Raw genomic sequence first — 16,566 nt, 5'->3', positions numbered from 1 at the left:
TCAATGCCAACGATGTCGCCTGCCATTCCGATTCTGCTTGCCCTTGCCTTGGGGCTCATCGGGTGGCTGGCGGCACGTTCGCGTGCCTGGGCGATGCGCAAGGCCGTTCGGGCCGAAGGCGGCGAGCTTCATTCGCTTCCCAATTACCATGGCTGGTACGTCGGACTTTGGGCGGTAGTTCCCGCCCTGGCCTTCGCAGCGGTTTGGAGCTCGCTGAGCCCCAACCTGGTGCTCCAGCAAGTCCTTTCGGACCCGGCCGCGCAGGGCCTGCCCGCTTTCGGCATCCAGCGCGACGCGATCCTGGCCGAGGCCCAGGCCCTTGCCGGAGGCGGCGGGGCGACCGGCTTCCAGAAGGGCAGCGCCGCGCTCGTCGAACCGTTCCGCGCTGCGATGCACACCTATGCCGTCATCGGCCTGATCGTCACGCTGGTGCTGGGCTTTGCCGGCGGTGCCTTTGCCTATCTGCGGCTCCGCCCGCACTTCACCGCGCGCACGCGCGTCGAGCGCGCAGTAATGGTCGGCCTTCTGGCTGCCTCGCTTGTAGCGATCCTGACGACCTTCGGGATCCTCGCCTCTTTGCTGTTCGAGACGGCACGTTTCTTCAGCGTGGTCAGCCCCGTCGACTTCCTGTTCGGCACCCACTGGGGTCCCGATCCGATGTCGGAGCCATCCTCCGTCAGTGGCGACCGATATGGCGCGGTTCCACTGTTCTGGGGCACGATCTTCATCGGCGCGATAATCGCCATGGCAGTGGCGATTCCGCTGGGCCTGATGAGCGCGATCTTCCTCACACAGTACGCCACACCGCTGTTGCGCAAGTGGATGAAGCCGCTGCTCGAGATTCTCGCCGGGGTGCCGACCGTCGTCTACGGCTATTTCGCGGCCTTGACGGTGGCGCCGCTGGTCCGCGATTTCGGCCACATGATCGGCGTGGCGAGCGCGTCAAGCGAGAGCGCGCTTGCAGCAGGTCTCGTCATGGGCATCATGATCATACCCTTCGTCTCCTCGATGGCCGACGATTCGATCGCCGCCGTTCCCCAGGCGATGCGCGACGGCAGCCTGGCCATGGGTGCAACCAAGTCGGAAACGATCAAGAAGGTGCTGATCCCGGCCGCGCTTCCCGGCATCGTCGCCGGGGTTATGCTGGCGGTCAGCCGCGCGATCGGCGAAACGATGATCGTCGTGATGGCCGCTGGGGCCACCGCGCGCCTCACCGCCAACCCGTTCGAATCGATGACCACCGTTACCTTCCAAATCGTCGCCATGCTGACCGGCGAAGGCAGCTTCGATCATCCTGCCACGCTCTCGGCCTTTGCGCTGGGCATGGTCCTGTTCCTTGTCACCCTCGCGCTGAACTTCATTGCGCTGCGCGTCGTAAAGCACTTCCGCGAAGCCTATGAGTGATCCTGCCACCCTCTCGCGCGATGCGCGCATCGCCGCGCGCCTGAACCGGCGCTATGCCGCCGAGCGCCGGTTCAAGGCGCTGGGCTTCGTCGCCGTGCTGTTCTCGGCGCTTGTCCTCGCCTTCCTGCTGGTCACCATGACGGCCAATGCGCTGGGCGGTTTCCAGCGTGCCGAGCTGCGCTTCCCGATCGATTTCGCCAGCGGCGCGATGACCGTCGATCCGGCCCAGCTCGAGGGGGCGAACGCGATGCAGGTGCTCGAAGGTGCCGGTCTCAAGGACGTGGTCGCCTTTGCCGCATCCCAGTCACTGGGCGATGCCGGAGCGGCTGAGCTGCCCGACGGCGCCTGGCGCGAAGTCGGCGAGGCGCTGATCGACGATCCAAGCCGCCTCGGCGGGACCTTCCAGGCCGCCCTTCCCGCCAGCGACGACCTTGCCGCGGCGCTTCGCAAGGACGGGCAACCGCAGCTGCGCGGCCTCGCCGATCAGCTGGCCGCGCAGGGCAAACTCGTGACCGCCTTCGACTGGGGATTCCTCAGCCGGGGCGATGCCACCGGTCCGCAGGACGTCGGCATCTGGGGGGCGCTCAAGGGTTCGATGCTGACCATGCTCGTCACGCTCCTCCTGGCTTTTCCGATCGGTGTTCTGGCGGCTGTCTATCTCGAGGAATATGCACCCAAGAACCGCTGGACCGACATCATCGAGGTGTCGATCAACAACCTGGCGGCCGTTCCCTCGATCATCTTCGGCCTTCTCGGTCTTGCCGTGTTCCTCGCGATCTTCCCCAACTACCGTTCGGCGCCGCTGATCGGCGGCATGACGCTGGCGCTGATGACAATGCCGGTCATCGTGATTTCTGGGCGCAACGCGATCAAGGCGGTCCCGCCCTCGATCCGCGACGCCGCGCTGGCCGTGGGAGCGAGCCGGGTTCAGACTGTGTTCCACCACGTGTTGCCGCTCGCCCTGCCCGGCATCCTCACCGGCACCATCATCGGGATGGCCCGCGCGCTGGGCGAAACCGCACCCCTGCTGATGATCGGCATGCGCGCCTTCGTTGCAAGTCCGCCCGACGGCTTCACCTCGCCGGCCACCGTCCTGCCGGTGCAGATCTTCCTCTGGTCGGACGAAATCGACCGCGGCTTCGTCGAACGCACCTCGGCGGCGATCATCGTCCTTCTTCTCTTCCTGCTGGTGATGAATGGCCTCGCCATCTACCTTCGCAACCGCTTCGAGAAACGCTGGTAATGAACACCCTTCACACCCTTGATTCGATCGATCCCAAGATCACCGCGCGCAACGTTTCCGTCTATTACGGCGAAAAGCGTGCCATCGACGACGTATCGATCGACATCAGCCCCAAGTACGTCACTGCCTTCATCGGCCCGTCGGGTTGTGGCAAATCGACGTTCCTGCGCACGCTCAACCGGATGAACGACACCATCGCCGGGGCCCGTGTCGAAGGCGACATCGCGCTCGACGGCGTCGACATCTACAAGTCCGGCATGGACGTGGTGCAGTTGCGCGCCCGCGTCGGCATGGTCTTCCAGAAGCCCAACCCGTTTCCCAAGTCGATCTTCGAGAACATCGCCTACGGCCCGCGCATCCACGGACTCGCCGCCAGCAAGACCGAGCTCGAAGAAATCGTCGAACGCTCGCTCAAGCGAGCCGGCTTGTGGGACGAAGTCAAGGATCGCCTGACCGACAGCGGAACGGCATTGTCGGGCGGCCAGCAGCAGCGCCTCTGCATCGCCCGTGCGATCGCGGTCGAGCCCGAGGTGATCCTTATGGACGAACCCTGCTCGGCGCTCGACCCCATCGCCACGGCCCGCATCGAGGAACTGATCGACGAACTGCGCGGCAACTATGCCATCGTCATCGTCACCCACTCGATGCAGCAGGCCGCCCGCGTGTCGCAGCGCACCGCATTCTTCCACCTCGGCAAGATGGTCGAATACGGCAAGACATCCGACATCTTCACCAATCCGCGCGAAGAACGGACCAAGGACTACATCACCGGAAGGTACGGTTGAGATGGCACAGGAACACACCGTCAAGGCCTTCGACGAGGACATTACCCGCCTGCGCGGCCTGATCGCCGAAATGGGTGGCCTCGCCGAAGTCTCGATCGGCGAAGCGATGGAAGCTCTCACCAAGGGCAACCAGGACCTGGCGAACGGGGTCATCGCCCGCGACAAGCGGATCGACGCGCTGGAAGCCGAAATCGATCGCCTGGCGATCCGCATCATCGCCCTGCGCGCGCCGATGGCAGACGACCTGCGCGAGGTGATCGCGGCGCTCAAGATCGCGGGTGTCGTCGAACGCATCGGCGACTATGCCAAGAACATCGCCAAGACATCGGGCAAGATCGAGGGCCGCCGCCAGTTCGAGCCACTGACCCTGATCCCGGCCATGGCCGAGATAGCCACCTCGATGGTCCATGACGTGCTGACCGCCTATGCCGCGCGCGACGCGAAGATGGCGGCAGAGATCGTGGCCCGCGACGACAAGGTCGATGCTTTCTACGAAAGCATATTCCGTAATTTTGTCAGTCACATGATGGAAAATCCTGCGACCATTTCAAGCGGCGCGCAGCTTCTTTTTGTGGCCCGCAACATCGAACGTATCGGCGATCACGCCACCAACGTTGCCGAAATGGTCTACTATGCTGCCACCGGCGGCTATTTGACCGACAAGGAAGACAGGGCGGGAGCTTGACGTTATGAGCGCACCGCGCCTGCTGCTGGTCGAGGACGATCCCGCGCTCGCCGAACTGCTGGAATTCCGCTTCAGCGCGGAAGGCTATGCTGTCACTGCCACTCCCGATGGGGACGAGGCGCTGCTGCTGGCGGTCGAGGAAAGCCCCGATCTCGTCGTACTCGACTGGATGATCGAAGGCACAAGCGGGATCGAGGTCTGCCGCCGACTGCGCCGCGAAAAGGCCACGGCACACGTGCCGATCGTCATGCTGACCGCTCGCGGGGCCGAGGACGACAAGATCCGCGGACTCGACACCGGTGCCGACGATTACGTCACCAAGCCGTTTTCTCCGCGCGAACTGATCGCCCGGGTCAACGCCATCATGCGCCGCATCCGTCCGGCCCTGGCCGGCGAGACGCTGTCGGTCGGCGATCTGTCGCTCGACGCAACCGCGCACAAGGTAACCCGCAAGGGCCAGGTCGTCGCCCTCGGCCCGACCGAGTTCCGGCTCCTGAAGTTCTTCATGGAGCATCCCGGCCGGGTCTTCAGCCGCGGGCAACTCCTGGACGCGGTCTGGGGCACCGACAGCGACATCGAATTGCGCACGGTCGACGTCCACATCCGGCGCCTGCGCAAGGGCATCGAACTGGCCGGCAGCGCCGATCCGGTCCGCACCGTCCGCTCTGCCGGCTACGCGCTGGAAGCGGTCTGACGGCTACTTCACCGGTGGGCTGAGTGTCTTCAGCCAGTGGATCACGCGCGCCTGGAGCTCGATCCGCCGGTCCGACCAGCTGTGATCGGTCGCCGCGTGGTAGGCGGTGATCCTCCTGCCGCCCGCGGCACGGACCGCCTGCACAAGCCCGTCGGTCTGCGGGCGAAGGCCGTCGTCGCTGCTCAGCACCAGTAGGGACTTCGCGGTCAGGCCCGGTGCGGCCTTCAGAAAGTCGAACGCCGCCGCGTTGGCCTGAAGCTCGTCGGCCATCCGCTCGGGCGAGGTATCGGCCAGCGTTTCCGCATTGCCCGCCGCCATCTTGACGATCCCTTCACGGTCCATGCCGCGCACGAAGCCCATGTTGGCCGCCGAGATCAGGCCGGCACCGAGCAGGCCGGCGTCCTGCCCGGCAACCATGGCCGCGACCCATCCACCCATCGAATGGCCCACGATCGCAAGGCGCCTCGGATCGACGCGGAGCCGCCGCGCAGTGACGGGATCGCGCAGGAAAGCCAGAACGGCGCGGGCATCCTCCGGGTTCTGGGCGAAACGGAAACTGCCCGGGCTGCCCCATGACCCCCGGTAGTTGAAGGTGACCGCATTCCATCCCGCGCGGCGCACGGCCTGGGCCAGGTCGAGGTTCTTCTCGTTGCCCGGCCAACCGTGGCAGATGATCACGGTCGGATGCGGGCCCTTCCCTGCGGCGAGATAGGCCACGCCGTTGATCTCTACCCCGCCGCTCGGCACGTGCAACACCTCCATCCGCGCCGGGAAATCCTTGTCCGGCGCGGGATCGGTGAAGACAGCGGCGGGAATGCGAGGTTCGGGCCTTGCCGCACTGGCTGCGGGAACAGCCAGAGCAAGCGCGATGAGAATGGAACGAAACATCGTCGAATCCCCCTTCGAAATGCGAACTTAACGCCAGTCGCCGCCGCGACAACGGTTCACCGGCAGAATGTGCCCCAACCGCGCAAAGCCTGGTCGAGATGGAAGTGGTCGCGGTGCGCCGTGTTGTATTCGGGGCCGAGCACGGTTCCGAAATCGCGGCACGCCGCCGCGTGCGCCGCCCGCAAAAATGCGCGGCGCTCACGATCCTGGCCCGACCAGTCGTCCAGCACGCTGATCCGCCGCCCGTCGGCCAGACGGAAAGCAGCGATATCGATGGCGTTGCCCATGGCATGCTCGCTCCACGTTCCCGTCTCGCCGCCGCCGATCCGCCGGCACGAGCCCGTCCCCAGATGCTCGAGCGAGGTAACGCGGCTCCCGAGTATCCGGATGGCCACCGGCTGGACCCGCTGCTGAAGCCAGCGGACGGTGCCTGCCTTCACCGCGCAGGTCGCGTCCGCACCGCGGGGGCGCAGCGGCAGGCCGTCGTCCAGGGTCATCCGGTCGGCCCGCCGGCACGTGCCTTCGCCGATCGGATTCAGTTTCGTGAACGAAACGCCGCTGCGGACCAGGACGGCGCGGCAAACCGCCGGATCGCTGCGCAGCGCCGTCAGTTTGCGGTCGGTCGCCCAGCCGTCGCGTTGGGTCAGCGTGAATGGGGCTGCCGGATCGTGTTCGGGATGATCGGCCAGCCAGGCCTTGCCGAACGCCCACAGCGCCCCAGCAGTGATCAGCAGCAGGGCAATCAGGCTGAAATTGCGGGCGAGCGAAGACACGGTCAGTGAAAATCGCGAGACGGCGGAATGATCCGCGTATCGCGCGGATGCCCGCCGTGCCACCCGCAATCGCGGTTGCCCGGCCCCGGTTTCTCGAAATCCGGAGCCTGGAAGCGCGATGGCAACGGGTTGTTGACGTGATCGGCGCGGGCCACGGGTGCGCTCAGGAGGTCGTCCGACAGCGCGTGGAGCCTGGTCGTCGCATCGGTCAGGTGCTGGGCAATGACGTGGATCACCTCGTCGTCATATTCCACGCGCCCGCGCACTTCCATCAGCCGCGCGCCCATGATCACCTTGCGCTGCTTTTCCATGAGGTCGGGCCAGATCACCAGATTGACCACCCCCGTCTCGTCCTCGAGCGTGATGAAGCACACCCCCTTGGCGCTGCCGGGGCGCTGGCGGATCAACACGACACCGGCGACATGGACCAGGCTACGGTATTTCCTGTCACGCAGATCGCCGGCCTTCACGAAGCCGCGTTCGGCCAGGCTGGCGCGCAGGAAGGCCACGGGATGGGCCTTCAGGCTGAGGCGCTGGGTCTGGTAATCGGCGACGACCTCTTCGCTCAGCGGCATTTGCGGCAGGCGCGTGACAGCCCGTTCGGCGCCTTCGTCGCGCGTGGCAGCAGCGGCGAACAGCGGAAGGTCGGGCGCGGCAATCAGGCTGCGCGCGTCCCACAGCGCCTGGCGGCGGCTGAGACCAAGCGAACCGAGACAGTCGGCACTGGCGAGCCGTTCGATCAGAGCGGGCGACTGCGCCGCCCGTTCCTTGAGATCGCGCACGTCGCGAAACCCGCCTCCCTCCGCGCGCGCGGCGACGACGCGCGCGGCGGCGGCCTCGGGAAAGCCGTCGACCTGGCGCAGCCCGAGCCTGAGGGCAATGCGCTCGCCCGCGCCTTCCAGCGTGTTGTCCCAGTCGCTGTGGTTGACGTCGACCGGCAGCACCATGACGCCATGCTCGCGCGCGTCGCGCACGATCTGCGCCGGGGCGTAGAAGCCCATCGGCTGCGAATTGAGCAGGGCGGCGGCGAAGGCGGCCGGAAAATGGCACTTCAGCCACGACGAGACATAGACCAGCAGGGCAAAGCTGGCGGCATGGCTTTCGGGAAAGCCGTATTCGCCGAAGCCCTTGATCTGGTTGAAGCAGCGTTCGGCAAAGACGGGATCGTAGCCGCGCGCGATCATTCGACCGACCATCATGTCCTGCAATTCGTCGACCATGCCGCGGCTGCGGAAGGTGGCCATGGCCTTGCGCAGGCGGTTGGCCTCGGCGCTGGAAAACCGCGCTGCATCCAGCGCGATCTTCATCGCCTGCTCCTGGAAGATCGGCACGCCCAGCGTCCGCCCGAGAATCGAGGTCAGTTCGTCCGGCGGGCCGTGTTCGGAGCCGGGCGCCGGGATTTCAACAGCTTCCGCCCCGCGCCGCCGCTTGAGATAGGGGTGGACCATGTCGCCCTGGATCGGCCCGGGGCGAACGATCGCCACTTCGATCACCAGGTCGTAGAACTCGCGCGGGCGCAGGCGCGGCAGCATGTTCATCTGCGCCCGGCTCTCGACCTGGAACACGCCGAGCGAATCGCCCCGGCACAACATGTCGTAGACCGCCGGGTCCTCTCGCGGGATCGTGGCCAGCGTCAGGTCCTGCGCGTGATGTGCCCCCAGCAGGTCGAGGCACTTGCGGATGCAGGTCAGCATGCCGAGCGCCAGGACATCGACCTTGAGGATGCCCAGCGCGTCGATATCGTCCTTGTCCCATTCGATGAAGGTACGATCGGGCATCGCCCCGTTGCCGATCGGAACCGTCTCGGTCAGCAGACCCTGGGTGAGGATGAACCCGCCGACGTGCTGGGACAAATGACGCGGCATGCCAATCATTTGTTCGGTAAGTGTGAGAACCCGCTTGAGGTGTGGGTCGGACAGGTCCATGCCCGCTTCCTGCTCGACATGGGCCTCCTTGATCGAGCGGCCGTGCCCGCCCCAGACCGTGCGGGCCAGCGAGGCCGTGACGTCCTCCGACAGGCCCATGGCCTTGCCCACCTCGCGGATCGCCATGCGCGGGCGGTAGTGGATCACTGTCGCGCAGAGTCCCGCGCGATGCCGGCCATAGCGGTGGTAGATGTACTGGATCACCTCCTCGCGCCGCTCGTGCTCGAAATCGACGTCGATATCCGGCGGCTCGCGGCGCTCCTCGGATATGAAGCGATCGAACAACAAGGCGTGGCGGGCCGGATCGACCGCGGTGATCTCGAGGCAATAACAGACCGCCGAATTGGCCGCCGACCCACGTCCTTGGCAGAGGATGGGTGGATTCTGTTTTCTCGCAAAATCAATGATATCCTTGATCGTCAGAAAGTAACGTGCGAGGTCGAGCTTGCCGATCAGATCGAGTTCGCGGCGCAGCGTATCGGCGACACTGGCCGGCACGCCCGAGGGATAGCGCCGTGCCGCCCCTTCCCATGTCAGGTTGGCCAGGTGCTGCTGCGGTTCGAGCCCGTCGGGGCAGCTTTCCTCCGGATATTCGTAGCGCAGTTCCTCCAGACTGAACGCGCAGGCATCGGTCAGGTCGCGCGCGGACTGCAGAGCGTGGGGCCAGCGCGCGAACAGGCGGGCCATTTCCTCCGGCCCCTTGAGGTGCCGCTCGGCATTGGCTTCGAGAAGGTGTCCGGCAGCGACAACGGTGGTCTTGTGGCGGATCGCGGTCATCACGTCGTGCAGGGGGCGGCGATGGGCCTGCGCATAGAGCACCCGGTTGGTGGCGAGTATCGCCATGCCATTGCCCCGCGCCAGGGCATCTAGCCGGGCGATGCGGGCAAGGTCGTCGCCCGTGTAGAGGTGCGCGGCAGCCAGATGGCGCAAGGTCGGCAACCGGGCCGCAAGGTGGGGCACAAGATCCGGGAACGGCACCCTGAGCACCGCCGTTGCGCCCTGCCCCTCACCTCCGCGCAAGATGATCACGTTGCTTTGGACCTCGATCGCCAGCTCGGCATCCAGGTCGTCGGGCGGCAGCAGGACGAGATGCACGCCTTCCGAATGATCGGCGAGCATGGCCAGCGTGATGTCGCAGGCGCCCTTGTCCTGCCATTGTCCATCGGGCGTGGCCATGCGGCCCGCAGAAATCAGGCGGCAGAGACGGCCGTAGGCCTGCCGGTCGGCCGGATAGGCAAGGAACGCCAGCCCCTCCACGGTCTCGATCTGGCAACCGATGACCGGGCGCAGGCCCAGCGCGAGCGCCTCGCTATGGAGGCGCACGACGCCGGCCATTGTGTTGGCATCGGCGATCCCGATGGCGTCGTAGCCCAGCGCGCGCGCCGTGGTCGCAAGGTCGACCGCGTCGGACGCCCCGCGCAGGAACGAAAAACAGCTGGCCAGCCCCAGTTCGACGAAGGGCGCGCGCGCCTCGGGCGGCGGCAGGCTCTGCTCGACCCGGCGGCGTTCAGGGGTGAGAGCGGGTTCCGGCATCGATCATGCCAGGTCGCGCAGCCGCGCGCCGGCGGCCGCGAGATCGGCGGCAAAGCGCGCTTCCTCGCCCGCGCGGGCGCCCTCATCAAGGCGCAACAGGTAGGACGGATGGGTGGTAATCCACAGCTCTGCCCCGTCATCCAGCCGCTGCGGAAGCCCTCGCACCTTCTGCACGCTCACGGTCTTGCCCAGCACCGATCGCGCCGCGCTGGCGCCCAAGGCCAGGACCATCTTCGGGCGCACCAGCAGGCGTTCGCTTTCCACCCACCAGCGACAGGTGTCGATCTCCCTGGCCGAAGGGTTCTGGTGCAGCCGCCGCTTGGAGGGTGCACGCAGCACGAACTTGAAGTGCTTGACCGCGTTGGTCAGCCAGGCTTGCCCCGGATCGATCCCGGCCCCGGCCAGGTGGCTGCGCAGGACCTGACCCGCCGGGCCAACGAAGGGGCGGCCCTGTTGCTCCTCGCTGTCGCCGGGTTGTTCGCCGACGATCATCAGCGCGGCGTCGGCGCGGCCCTCGCCCGCCACCGCTCGGGTACCGTTGCAGCCGATCGGGCAGCGCGTGCAGGCGGAAATGCCCGCGGCGATGGCCTCCAGACTGTCGGGCCGGCTTTCGGTGAACAGCGCGGCCCCGGTTTCCACCATCCGCGCCTCGCGGGCCTGGGCGCCAGCGACCAGTTCGGGGATCAGCGCCGCCTCGGGCATGTTCTTCCAGTAGCGCCTGGGCATTTCCTTGAGCATCGCCCCGATCTTCAGCCGTGCCGGATTGAAGATCGAGCCGTAGTAGGTCTTCCACAGGTCCTCGGCCGCGTCCTGCGCCGGGGCATCGCCGCGCGCGGCGGGCGGGCCTTCGCGCAGCGTCTGGCCATCCCAGTCGAGCGAGCCCTGCGGGGTCAGGATCGTCCACTTCATCTGGGTGAAGCGGTTGACGAAAAAGGCGGCGTTGGCGCGCAGGATGTGATGCTCCGGCTCGAACCAGGCGACGTAGCGTTCGCCGTCTTCGTCCTCGATCACGCGGAAACGCACGAAGGCGCGCATCTTGTGGATGTCGCGGCGCACGGTACGGGCCAGCATGGCAAGGCGGCGCACGTCATCGTCGGCGCCGTCCTCCATCAGGCCGGGCCGGGTCTGCAGGCGCCACAACAGGCGGTAGAGCAGGCTGAAGCGTTGCGGATCGGAATGGAGCGCGGCCTTTCCGGCAAGGTCGAGAAAGGCGCGCGGCACCCGCGGCTGCGGCGCGTCGTCGCGCGGCGCGGGCAGGCGCATGGCCTTGCCCGCCCCGGCAAAGAGGTCCTCGCCGCCCTCGCCCGGGACCTGCCAGGCCACGCGATCGGGCGGCACGTCGGCGCTGACCAGCCGCCGCGCCTGTTCGCGCCAGCCGGCAAAATCGTCGGGCGCGGCAAGCGGAGCGGCAAAGGCCTCTCCGCTGCGCGCATCGCGAAACAGCTGGGTCATGCCGCGAACAGTTCGAGCTGCTCGGTTCTCTTCGGAGCGACCAGAGCTTTGAGATCGGCCCGGTCGGTCAGGAGGATCGGGCGCCAGTCGGCCGCAACGATGAACGGCCGGATCTTCGCAACCGAGACGGTCAGTTTGGCCACGTCTTCGAGCCGCAGGCGCCGCTGCCGCCGCGCCGCGAGGATCGCGCCGACCGCCCGGGTGCCCAGTCCCGGCACCCGCAGCAACGCTTCCTTCGGGGCGCGGTTGACGTCGACCGGGAAACGGTCGCGGAACTTGAGCGCCCAGGCCAGCTTGGGATCGATGTCGAGCGGCAGCATCCCGGCATCGTCGGCTGCCTGCTGCACTTCGCCCGGCGCAAAGCCGTAGAACCGCATCAGCCAGTCGGACTGGTAGAGCCGGTGTTCGCGGATCAGGGGCGGGCGCTGCAGCGGCAGGACGGCGCTGGCATCGGGGATCGGGCTGAAGGCCGAATAATAGACGCGGCGCAGGCGGAACCGATCGTAAAGCGCGCTGGCCTTGCCGACGATCGTGGCATCGCTGGCATCGTCGGCGCCGACGATCATCTGGGTCGATTGCCCGGCCGGGGCAAAGCGCGGCGCGGACTTGAAGCGCTTCCTCGCGTCCTTCGCCTCGATAATCGCGCTTTTGAGATCGCCCATCGCGCCTTCGATCACACCGACGTCCTTGTCAGGCGCAAGGCGGGTCAGGCCGGCGACAGTCGGCAGTTCGACATTGATCGAGACGCGATCGGCATAGAGTCCGGCGCGCCGGACCATTTCGGCCTCCGCTTCGGGAATGGTCTTCAAATGGATATAGCCGCGGAAATCGTGCTCCTCGCGCAGGATCCGCGCGGTTTCGATCAGCTGCTCCATCGTGTGGCTGGAATTCTTGACGATGCCCGAGGAGAGGAACAGACCCTCGACGTAGTTGCGCTTGTAAAAGGCGATCGTCAGGTCGGCGACTTCCTGGGGCGTGAACTTTGCCCGCCGCACGTTCGAGCTCTTGCGGTTGATGCAATAGTGGCAATCGAACACGCAGTGGTTGGTCAGCAGGATCTTGAGCAGCGAAATGCAGCGCCCATCCGGCGCATAGGCGTGGCAGATGCCCATGCCCTCGGTCGAGCCGATCCCCTTGCCGCCCTTGCTGGTGCGCTTGGCCGTGCCCGACGAGGCGCAGGAGGCGTCGTACTTGGCGGCATCGGCCAGAATGGCGAGACGGTCCATAAGGCTGGGTTGCGACATTTGTTCCTTATATGTTCTCCCATCGCCCTTGGCGAGTCCCATTCAAGCCTCTGGCTGCACTTTTCGTCGCAAAGTGTCGCAAATACGGAACTTTCCCAAGCGGCGGCGCATTTGAACAGACCAGACAAGGAACTCCCCACAATGCACATTATCGAGACCGCTGACGGCACCCACCTCTACTCCAAGGTCTGGGGCGAAGGCCGCCCGGTGATCTTGATCCACGGCTGGCCGCTGTCGGGCGACAGCTGGGATCCGATCAGCCACGCCCTGGCCGACGCCGGCTTAAAGGCCATCGCCTATGACCGGCGCGGCTTCGGCCGTTCGAGCCAGCCCTCGGGAGGCTACGACTACGACACCTTCGCCGACGATCTGGCCGCCGTGATGAAGCATTACGGCGTGACCGAGAACGCCGCGCTGGTCGGCTTCTCCATGGGCGGCGGCGAGATCGCGCGCTACATGTCGCGGCACGGCGGCAAGGGCGTAAGCCAGGCGGTGCTGATATCGTCGGTGGTGCCCTACATGCTGAAAGAGGACAACAATCCCGATGGCGTGCCGCAGGCGACCTTCGACCAGATGACGCAGGGTATGCTGGAAGACCGGGCGAAGTTCTTTACCGGCTTCTTCAAGGACTTCTTCGGGATGGGGATGCTGGCGCACCCGGTCAGCGACGAGGTTCTCCACCTGGCCTGGGCGACCGCGATGCAGGCAGGGCTGCGCCCGACGCTTGGCGCGGCAAAGGCTTTTGCTACCACCGACTTCCGTCCCGATCTGCCGCACTTCAGGGTGCCTACGCTGGTCATCCACGGCACGGCGGACAAAACGGTGCCGATCGCCGCAACGGGCCACGAAGTGGCGCGGCGGGTCGATAGTGCGCGGCTGATCGAATATGATGGCGAACCGCACGGCCTGTTTGCCACGCAGACCGAGCGGCTGAAGAGCGACCTGCTGGCCTTCCTGCTGGGCGAGGAAGCCCCCCGCAGCCAGGAAGCGCTGGACGAAATGACGCGCGAGGCATTGGTCCTGCCGCAGCTGTAAGGTCAGCCGAACAGCCCCTGCAGATACCAGTCCGGAGTACCGCCGCGGCCGTCGCCCGACAGGCCGTGGCGGTAGATCCAGTATCGCCTCCCCTCCCCGTCCTCGACCCGGTAGTAATCGCGCAGCCGGACGGTCGAGCGTTCGCGCCACCATTCGGGCGCGATCCGTTCCGGGCCTTCGGCGCGCATCACCTCGTGCACGTCGCCGCGCCAGCGAAACCGTCGTGGCAGTCCATCGGGGCTGGCATAGAGCACGGCGATCGGCTCAGCCCGGTCGAGCAGTTTGAGCGGCCTGGCGTGAAAGGCGAGACTTTCCTGCCGCACAGCCGCCGGATCGAGCGGCGCAACCCAGCGCTGGGCGCGTTCGGGAACGTGGCTGGCGTGGAGCACCGGGCGGCGGATCGCCCCTTCGCCCAGACGCACGCTGAGACGGTCGATGCAGGCGGCAAGGCTGGTGCCCTGCCGCTCGGCGCTGGCCTCGAAATCCTTCTGCGCCAGTGGCAGCGGTTCGATCCAGGCGGCGCGCAAGCGGGCCAGCTCGATCCCGAAGCCGGCGTCGACATCGTCCAGCTTGCGGGCGAACAGGCCGGCCAGGTGCGCAGCATCGCGGCTGGCGGCAGAGACCTCCAGCCGGCGGGCGACAACTTCGCCGTCCACTTTCCACAGCGCCAGTTCGAGCCGCCGCGCGCCCAGCGCCCGCCCTTCGAGTATGCGCGCCATGTCGGCGCACAGATCCTCGAGGACCTTGTCGAGCAGAACGCGGTGGCGGATCGGCTCCATCAGCCGGCGCTGCACCAGCGGCGATTCGAGGGAGACCACCGGCAGCAGCGGCTCGGGCACGCGGCCGGCCAGCTGGTCCATGCGGATCAGCGGATTGGCCGCCGGAGCGTGAGCGCTGCGGAACCGCCGCGCCAGGGCATCGCGCGCCACGCCGGTCAGATCGCCGATCCGCTTGAGCCCGAGACGGCGCAGCACGGTGAGCACCGCGGGATCGAGCCGCAGCGCCGCCACCGGCAAGGGGTCGAGACTGTCGCCCGGCTGCACGGTGGCGCCGTCCGCTCCGTAATGGGCCAGCGCCCATGCCGCGCCGGCGGTGGGGGCGATGGCCAGGCGCGTGGACAGCCCCCGCGCGGCCAGTCGTCGCCGCGCATCGGCCAGCAGCGCGTCCTCTCCGCCGAACAGATGTGCGGCGCCGCTGACGTCGACCACCAGCCCGTCGGGCGGATCGAGCGCCGACCACGGCCCCCAGCGCTGTGCCCACAGGGCGAGCTGTTCGAGCAGCCCCAGATCGCCCGACGGATCGGCCGGGGCGACGGCGATCTGCGGGCACAGCGCGCGGACATCGGCCAGCATCATGCCCGGCCGCGCGCCCGCTTCCAGCCCGGCCCGGGTCGCGGCCGTCACTCGCGGGCCATGGGCGGTATCGCTGATCAGGACCAGCGGGGAACCATCACCGGATTGATCATCGCCCTGGCCCAGCAGCCAGCGCTCGATCGCCAGGCGCGGCAACCAGATCGCCAGAATGCGGCGCGCCACGGTCAGGACAACGTCTGAAGGGCCGGTTCCGGCGCATCGCGGTGGGCAAGGCGCCCGTCCGCGGCGTGGTGCAGCAGCCATTCGCCGGGCGGATGATTGCGCGCGCGAAACAGTTCGGCCTGCCAGGCAGGAGCGCCCGGGGCCTGTGCGTTCCAGCGCGGCGGCAGGCTGGGCACGGCCCGGGCCTGCCAGCGCTGGCGGGCCGCGGACAGGTCGGGCCGGGCGTCGAGCCGCACCAGCCACAGGGGAACCCCATGGCGCTGCGCGGCAAGACTCAATCGGCGCGAGGCGGTGAAATCAAGCGCGCGGGGATTGCCCGCCACTTCGCCGATGACAAAGGCCAGATCGCGGCAGCGCAGCCCCTCTTCCAGCGCGAACAGCGCCTCTTCCGGGGTTTTCGCGGCAACATGGACCAGGCGGTGGCGCAAGGCCGGCGGCAGGCCCGGACGGTAGGGGCGCCCCGTCAGCCGCAGCGCCTGCGCATCCTGGACCCATAGCCAGGCACGCTGATCAGGCACGTCGACCACCGGATCGGGCGCAAGGGCGGCCATGCGGTCAAGCACCAACGCCAGCGCCAGCGCGGCCCCGCCCCCTTCGCTGGAGGCGGCGAACACTTCCCCGTGCAGGGTGCCGTCGTCCTGGCCGGGTTGCCAGCCCGCGGCCTGCGCACCGGCAAGGCCGCGCGCGGGCAGCAAGGGACGCCGCGCAAAGGCGGAAAGAGGGGTCGGGGTCGGTACCATGCGAATCTATGTTCTTATTATGTTCTTATGCACGGTGATTCGCAAGGGCGCCGCGAACGCTCTGCCGCATGGCCCAAGGGGCAGTGGAACCCTGCCCGTGCCCCACGGTTATCGAGATACCCAAGCAGGAGACAGCCATGAAGTACGACCAGGGCAACCCCACCGAGCTCAAGGACAAGTTCTGGAAGGAACTGGCCAATTCGCCTTACGTGATGCTGCAGCTCGATGCCGATCCCGACAGCGCTGCGCCCATGACCGCGCAGCTCGACAAGGACGCGCACCACATGATCTGGTTCTTTACCTCGCCCGACAACCGCTTTGCCGCGATGGGTCCGGCGACCGCGACCTACACCAGCAAGGGCCACGACCTTCACGCCCGTTTTGCCGGCACCCTGACCGAGGAAACCAGCCAGGAGCGCAAGGACGCGCTGTGGAACAACTTCGTCGAAGCCTGGTTTCCCGAAGGCAAGGCGAGCGCGCTGCTGCTTCGCATGGACTTGGGCGATGCTTCGATCTGGTCGGGTGAAACGGGCATACTCAACACAGCCAAGATGGCGCTGGGCATGAACGTGCGCGACGACATCAAGGGCGGCTACGCCGAGGTCGCGCTGTAGACCCAAAAAAGGGGCC

At 67.1% G+C, this 16,566-nt stretch carries 14 protein-coding genes; 7 read left to right on the top strand and 7 right to left on the bottom strand.

The window, feature by feature from the left end:
* Window positions 1-12 precede the first annotated feature (12 nt).
* Genes pstC through phoB form a run of 5 tightly spaced genes read left to right on the top strand, consistent with a single transcriptional unit; the run spans window position 13 to window position 4,811 of the window.
* Complete coding sequence (gene pstC / locus B0I00_RS01860; RefSeq protein WP_100865651.1) at window positions 13-1,404, top strand: phosphate ABC transporter permease subunit PstC; 1,392 nt, start codon at window positions 13-15, stop codon at window positions 1,402-1,404.
* Window positions 1,397-2,647 (top strand): phosphate ABC transporter permease PstA, encoded by a 1,251-nt coding sequence (gene pstA / locus B0I00_RS01855; RefSeq protein ID WP_100865650.1) that lies wholly within the window; start codon window positions 1,397-1,399, stop codon window positions 2,645-2,647. Before pstC ends, pstA begins: the two co-directional genes overlap by 8 nt.
* Complete coding sequence (gene pstB, locus B0I00_RS01850) at window positions 2,647-3,432, top strand: phosphate ABC transporter ATP-binding protein PstB (protein WP_100865649.1); 786 nt, start codon at window positions 2,647-2,649, stop codon at window positions 3,430-3,432. The genes pstA and pstB overlap by 1 nt, the downstream gene beginning before the upstream one ends.
* A 1-nt stretch (window position 3,433) precedes the next feature.
* A complete protein-coding gene (gene phoU, locus B0I00_RS01845; RefSeq protein WP_100865648.1) occupies window positions 3,434-4,117 on the top strand; it encodes a phosphate signaling complex protein PhoU in 684 nt (227 codons plus the stop codon).
* A 4-nt stretch (window positions 4,118-4,121) separates the two neighbouring features.
* Window positions 4,122-4,811 carry a phosphate regulon transcriptional regulator PhoB gene (gene phoB / locus B0I00_RS01840; RefSeq protein ID WP_100865647.1) on the top strand — a complete coding sequence of 230 codons (690 nt, stop codon included), beginning with the start codon at window positions 4,122-4,124 and terminating at the stop codon, window positions 4,809-4,811.
* A 3-nt stretch (window positions 4,812-4,814) separates the two neighbouring features.
* Here the strand turns inward: phoB and B0I00_RS01835 are convergent, their stop codons facing one another.
* From B0I00_RS01835 to B0I00_RS01815, 5 genes are read right to left on the bottom strand one after another with little or no spacing between them, the layout of a single operon-like run.
* Window positions 4,815-5,699 (bottom strand): alpha/beta hydrolase family protein, encoded by an 885-nt coding sequence (locus B0I00_RS01835; RefSeq protein WP_100865646.1) that lies wholly within the window; start codon window positions 5,697-5,699, stop codon window positions 4,815-4,817.
* A gap of 56 nt (window positions 5,700-5,755) precedes the next feature.
* A complete protein-coding gene (locus B0I00_RS01830; protein ID WP_232730077.1) occupies window positions 5,756-6,472 on the bottom strand; it encodes an extensin-like domain-containing protein in 717 nt (238 codons plus the stop codon).
* A 2-nt stretch (window positions 6,473-6,474) separates the two neighbouring features.
* Window positions 6,475-9,930 (bottom strand): error-prone DNA polymerase, encoded by a 3,456-nt coding sequence (locus B0I00_RS01825; protein WP_100865645.1) that lies wholly within the window; start codon window positions 9,928-9,930, stop codon window positions 6,475-6,477.
* 3 nt (window positions 9,931-9,933) lie between these two features.
* Window positions 9,934-11,382: a UdgX family uracil-DNA binding protein gene (locus tag B0I00_RS01820; RefSeq protein ID WP_100865644.1), complete on the bottom strand. Its 1,449-nt coding sequence runs from the start codon at window positions 11,380-11,382 to the stop codon at window positions 9,934-9,936.
* Complete coding sequence (locus tag B0I00_RS01815; RefSeq protein ID WP_100865643.1) at window positions 11,379-12,626, bottom strand: putative DNA modification/repair radical SAM protein; 1,248 nt, start codon at window positions 12,624-12,626, stop codon at window positions 11,379-11,381. Before B0I00_RS01815 ends, B0I00_RS01820 begins: the two co-directional genes overlap by 4 nt.
* A 141-nt stretch (window positions 12,627-12,767) precedes the next feature.
* Between B0I00_RS01815 and B0I00_RS01810 the strand changes: the two genes are divergently transcribed.
* On the top strand, window positions 12,768-13,661 hold the full coding sequence (locus B0I00_RS01810; protein WP_100865642.1) for an alpha/beta fold hydrolase: 894 nt from the start codon (window positions 12,768-12,770) through the stop codon (window positions 13,659-13,661).
* Between the two features lie 2 nt (window positions 13,662-13,663).
* Here B0I00_RS01810 and B0I00_RS01805 read toward each other — a convergent pair whose 3' ends face one another.
* The gene (locus B0I00_RS01805; protein WP_232730076.1) at window positions 13,664-15,196 is read right to left on the bottom strand and encodes a DUF6504 family protein; all 1,533 of its coding nucleotides are present in this window, start codon (window positions 15,194-15,196) and stop codon (window positions 13,664-13,666) included.
* A gap of 2 nt (window positions 15,197-15,198) precedes the next feature.
* Window positions 15,199-15,936, bottom strand: coding sequence for a hypothetical protein (locus B0I00_RS01800; RefSeq protein WP_232730075.1), 738 nt, complete (start codon window positions 15,934-15,936; stop codon window positions 15,199-15,201).
* A gap of 137 nt (window positions 15,937-16,073) precedes the next feature.
* On the opposite strand from B0I00_RS01800, the gene B0I00_RS01795 reads away from it, so the two are divergent.
* Window positions 16,074-16,550: a pyridoxamine 5'-phosphate oxidase family protein gene (locus B0I00_RS01795; RefSeq protein WP_100865641.1), complete on the top strand. Its 477-nt coding sequence runs from the start codon at window positions 16,074-16,076 to the stop codon at window positions 16,548-16,550.
* Window positions 16,551-16,566: the final 16 nt, after the last annotated feature.

Source organism: Novosphingobium kunmingense, assembly GCF_002813245.1.
Classification (GTDB): domain Bacteria; phylum Pseudomonadota; class Alphaproteobacteria; order Sphingomonadales; family Sphingomonadaceae; genus Novosphingobium; species Novosphingobium kunmingense.
The sequence above is the reverse complement of the archived record's forward strand: the minus strand, read 5'-3'. Positions and strand labels throughout refer to the sequence as shown.

What these genes read in the sequence shown, in the direction of transcription:
- pstC (WP_100865651.1), top strand. Translation starts at nt 13, where the DNA reads ATGTCGCCTGCCATTCCGATTCTGCTTGCCCTTGCCTTGGGGCTCATC.
- pstA (WP_100865650.1), top strand. Translation starts at nt 1,397, where the DNA reads ATGAGTGATCCTGCCACCCTCTCGCGCGATGCGCGCATCGCCGCGCGC.
- pstB (WP_100865649.1), top strand. Translation starts at nt 2,647, where the DNA reads ATGAACACCCTTCACACCCTTGATTCGATCGATCCCAAGATCACCGCG.
- phoU (WP_100865648.1), top strand. Translation starts at nt 3,434, where the DNA reads ATGGCACAGGAACACACCGTCAAGGCCTTCGACGAGGACATTACCCGC.
- phoB (WP_100865647.1), top strand. Translation starts at nt 4,122, where the DNA reads ATGAGCGCACCGCGCCTGCTGCTGGTCGAGGACGATCCCGCGCTCGCC.
- B0I00_RS01835 (WP_100865646.1), bottom strand. Translation starts at nt 5,699, where the DNA reads ATGTTTCGTTCCATTCTCATCGCGCTTGCTCTGGCTGTTCCCGCAGCC.
- B0I00_RS01825 (WP_100865645.1), bottom strand. Translation starts at nt 9,930, where the DNA reads ATGCCGGAACCCGCTCTCACCCCTGAACGCCGCCGGGTCGAGCAGAGC.
- B0I00_RS01820 (WP_100865644.1), bottom strand. Translation starts at nt 11,382, where the DNA reads ATGACCCAGCTGTTTCGCGATGCGCGCAGCGGAGAGGCCTTTGCCGCT.
- B0I00_RS01815 (WP_100865643.1), bottom strand. Translation starts at nt 12,626, where the DNA reads ATGTCGCAACCCAGCCTTATGGACCGTCTCGCCATTCTGGCCGATGCC.
- B0I00_RS01810 (WP_100865642.1), top strand. Translation starts at nt 12,768, where the DNA reads ATGCACATTATCGAGACCGCTGACGGCACCCACCTCTACTCCAAGGTC.
- B0I00_RS01800 (WP_232730075.1), bottom strand. Translation starts at nt 15,936, where the DNA reads ATGGTACCGACCCCGACCCCTCTTTCCGCCTTTGCGCGGCGTCCCTTG.
- B0I00_RS01795 (WP_100865641.1), top strand. Translation starts at nt 16,074, where the DNA reads ATGAAGTACGACCAGGGCAACCCCACCGAGCTCAAGGACAAGTTCTGG.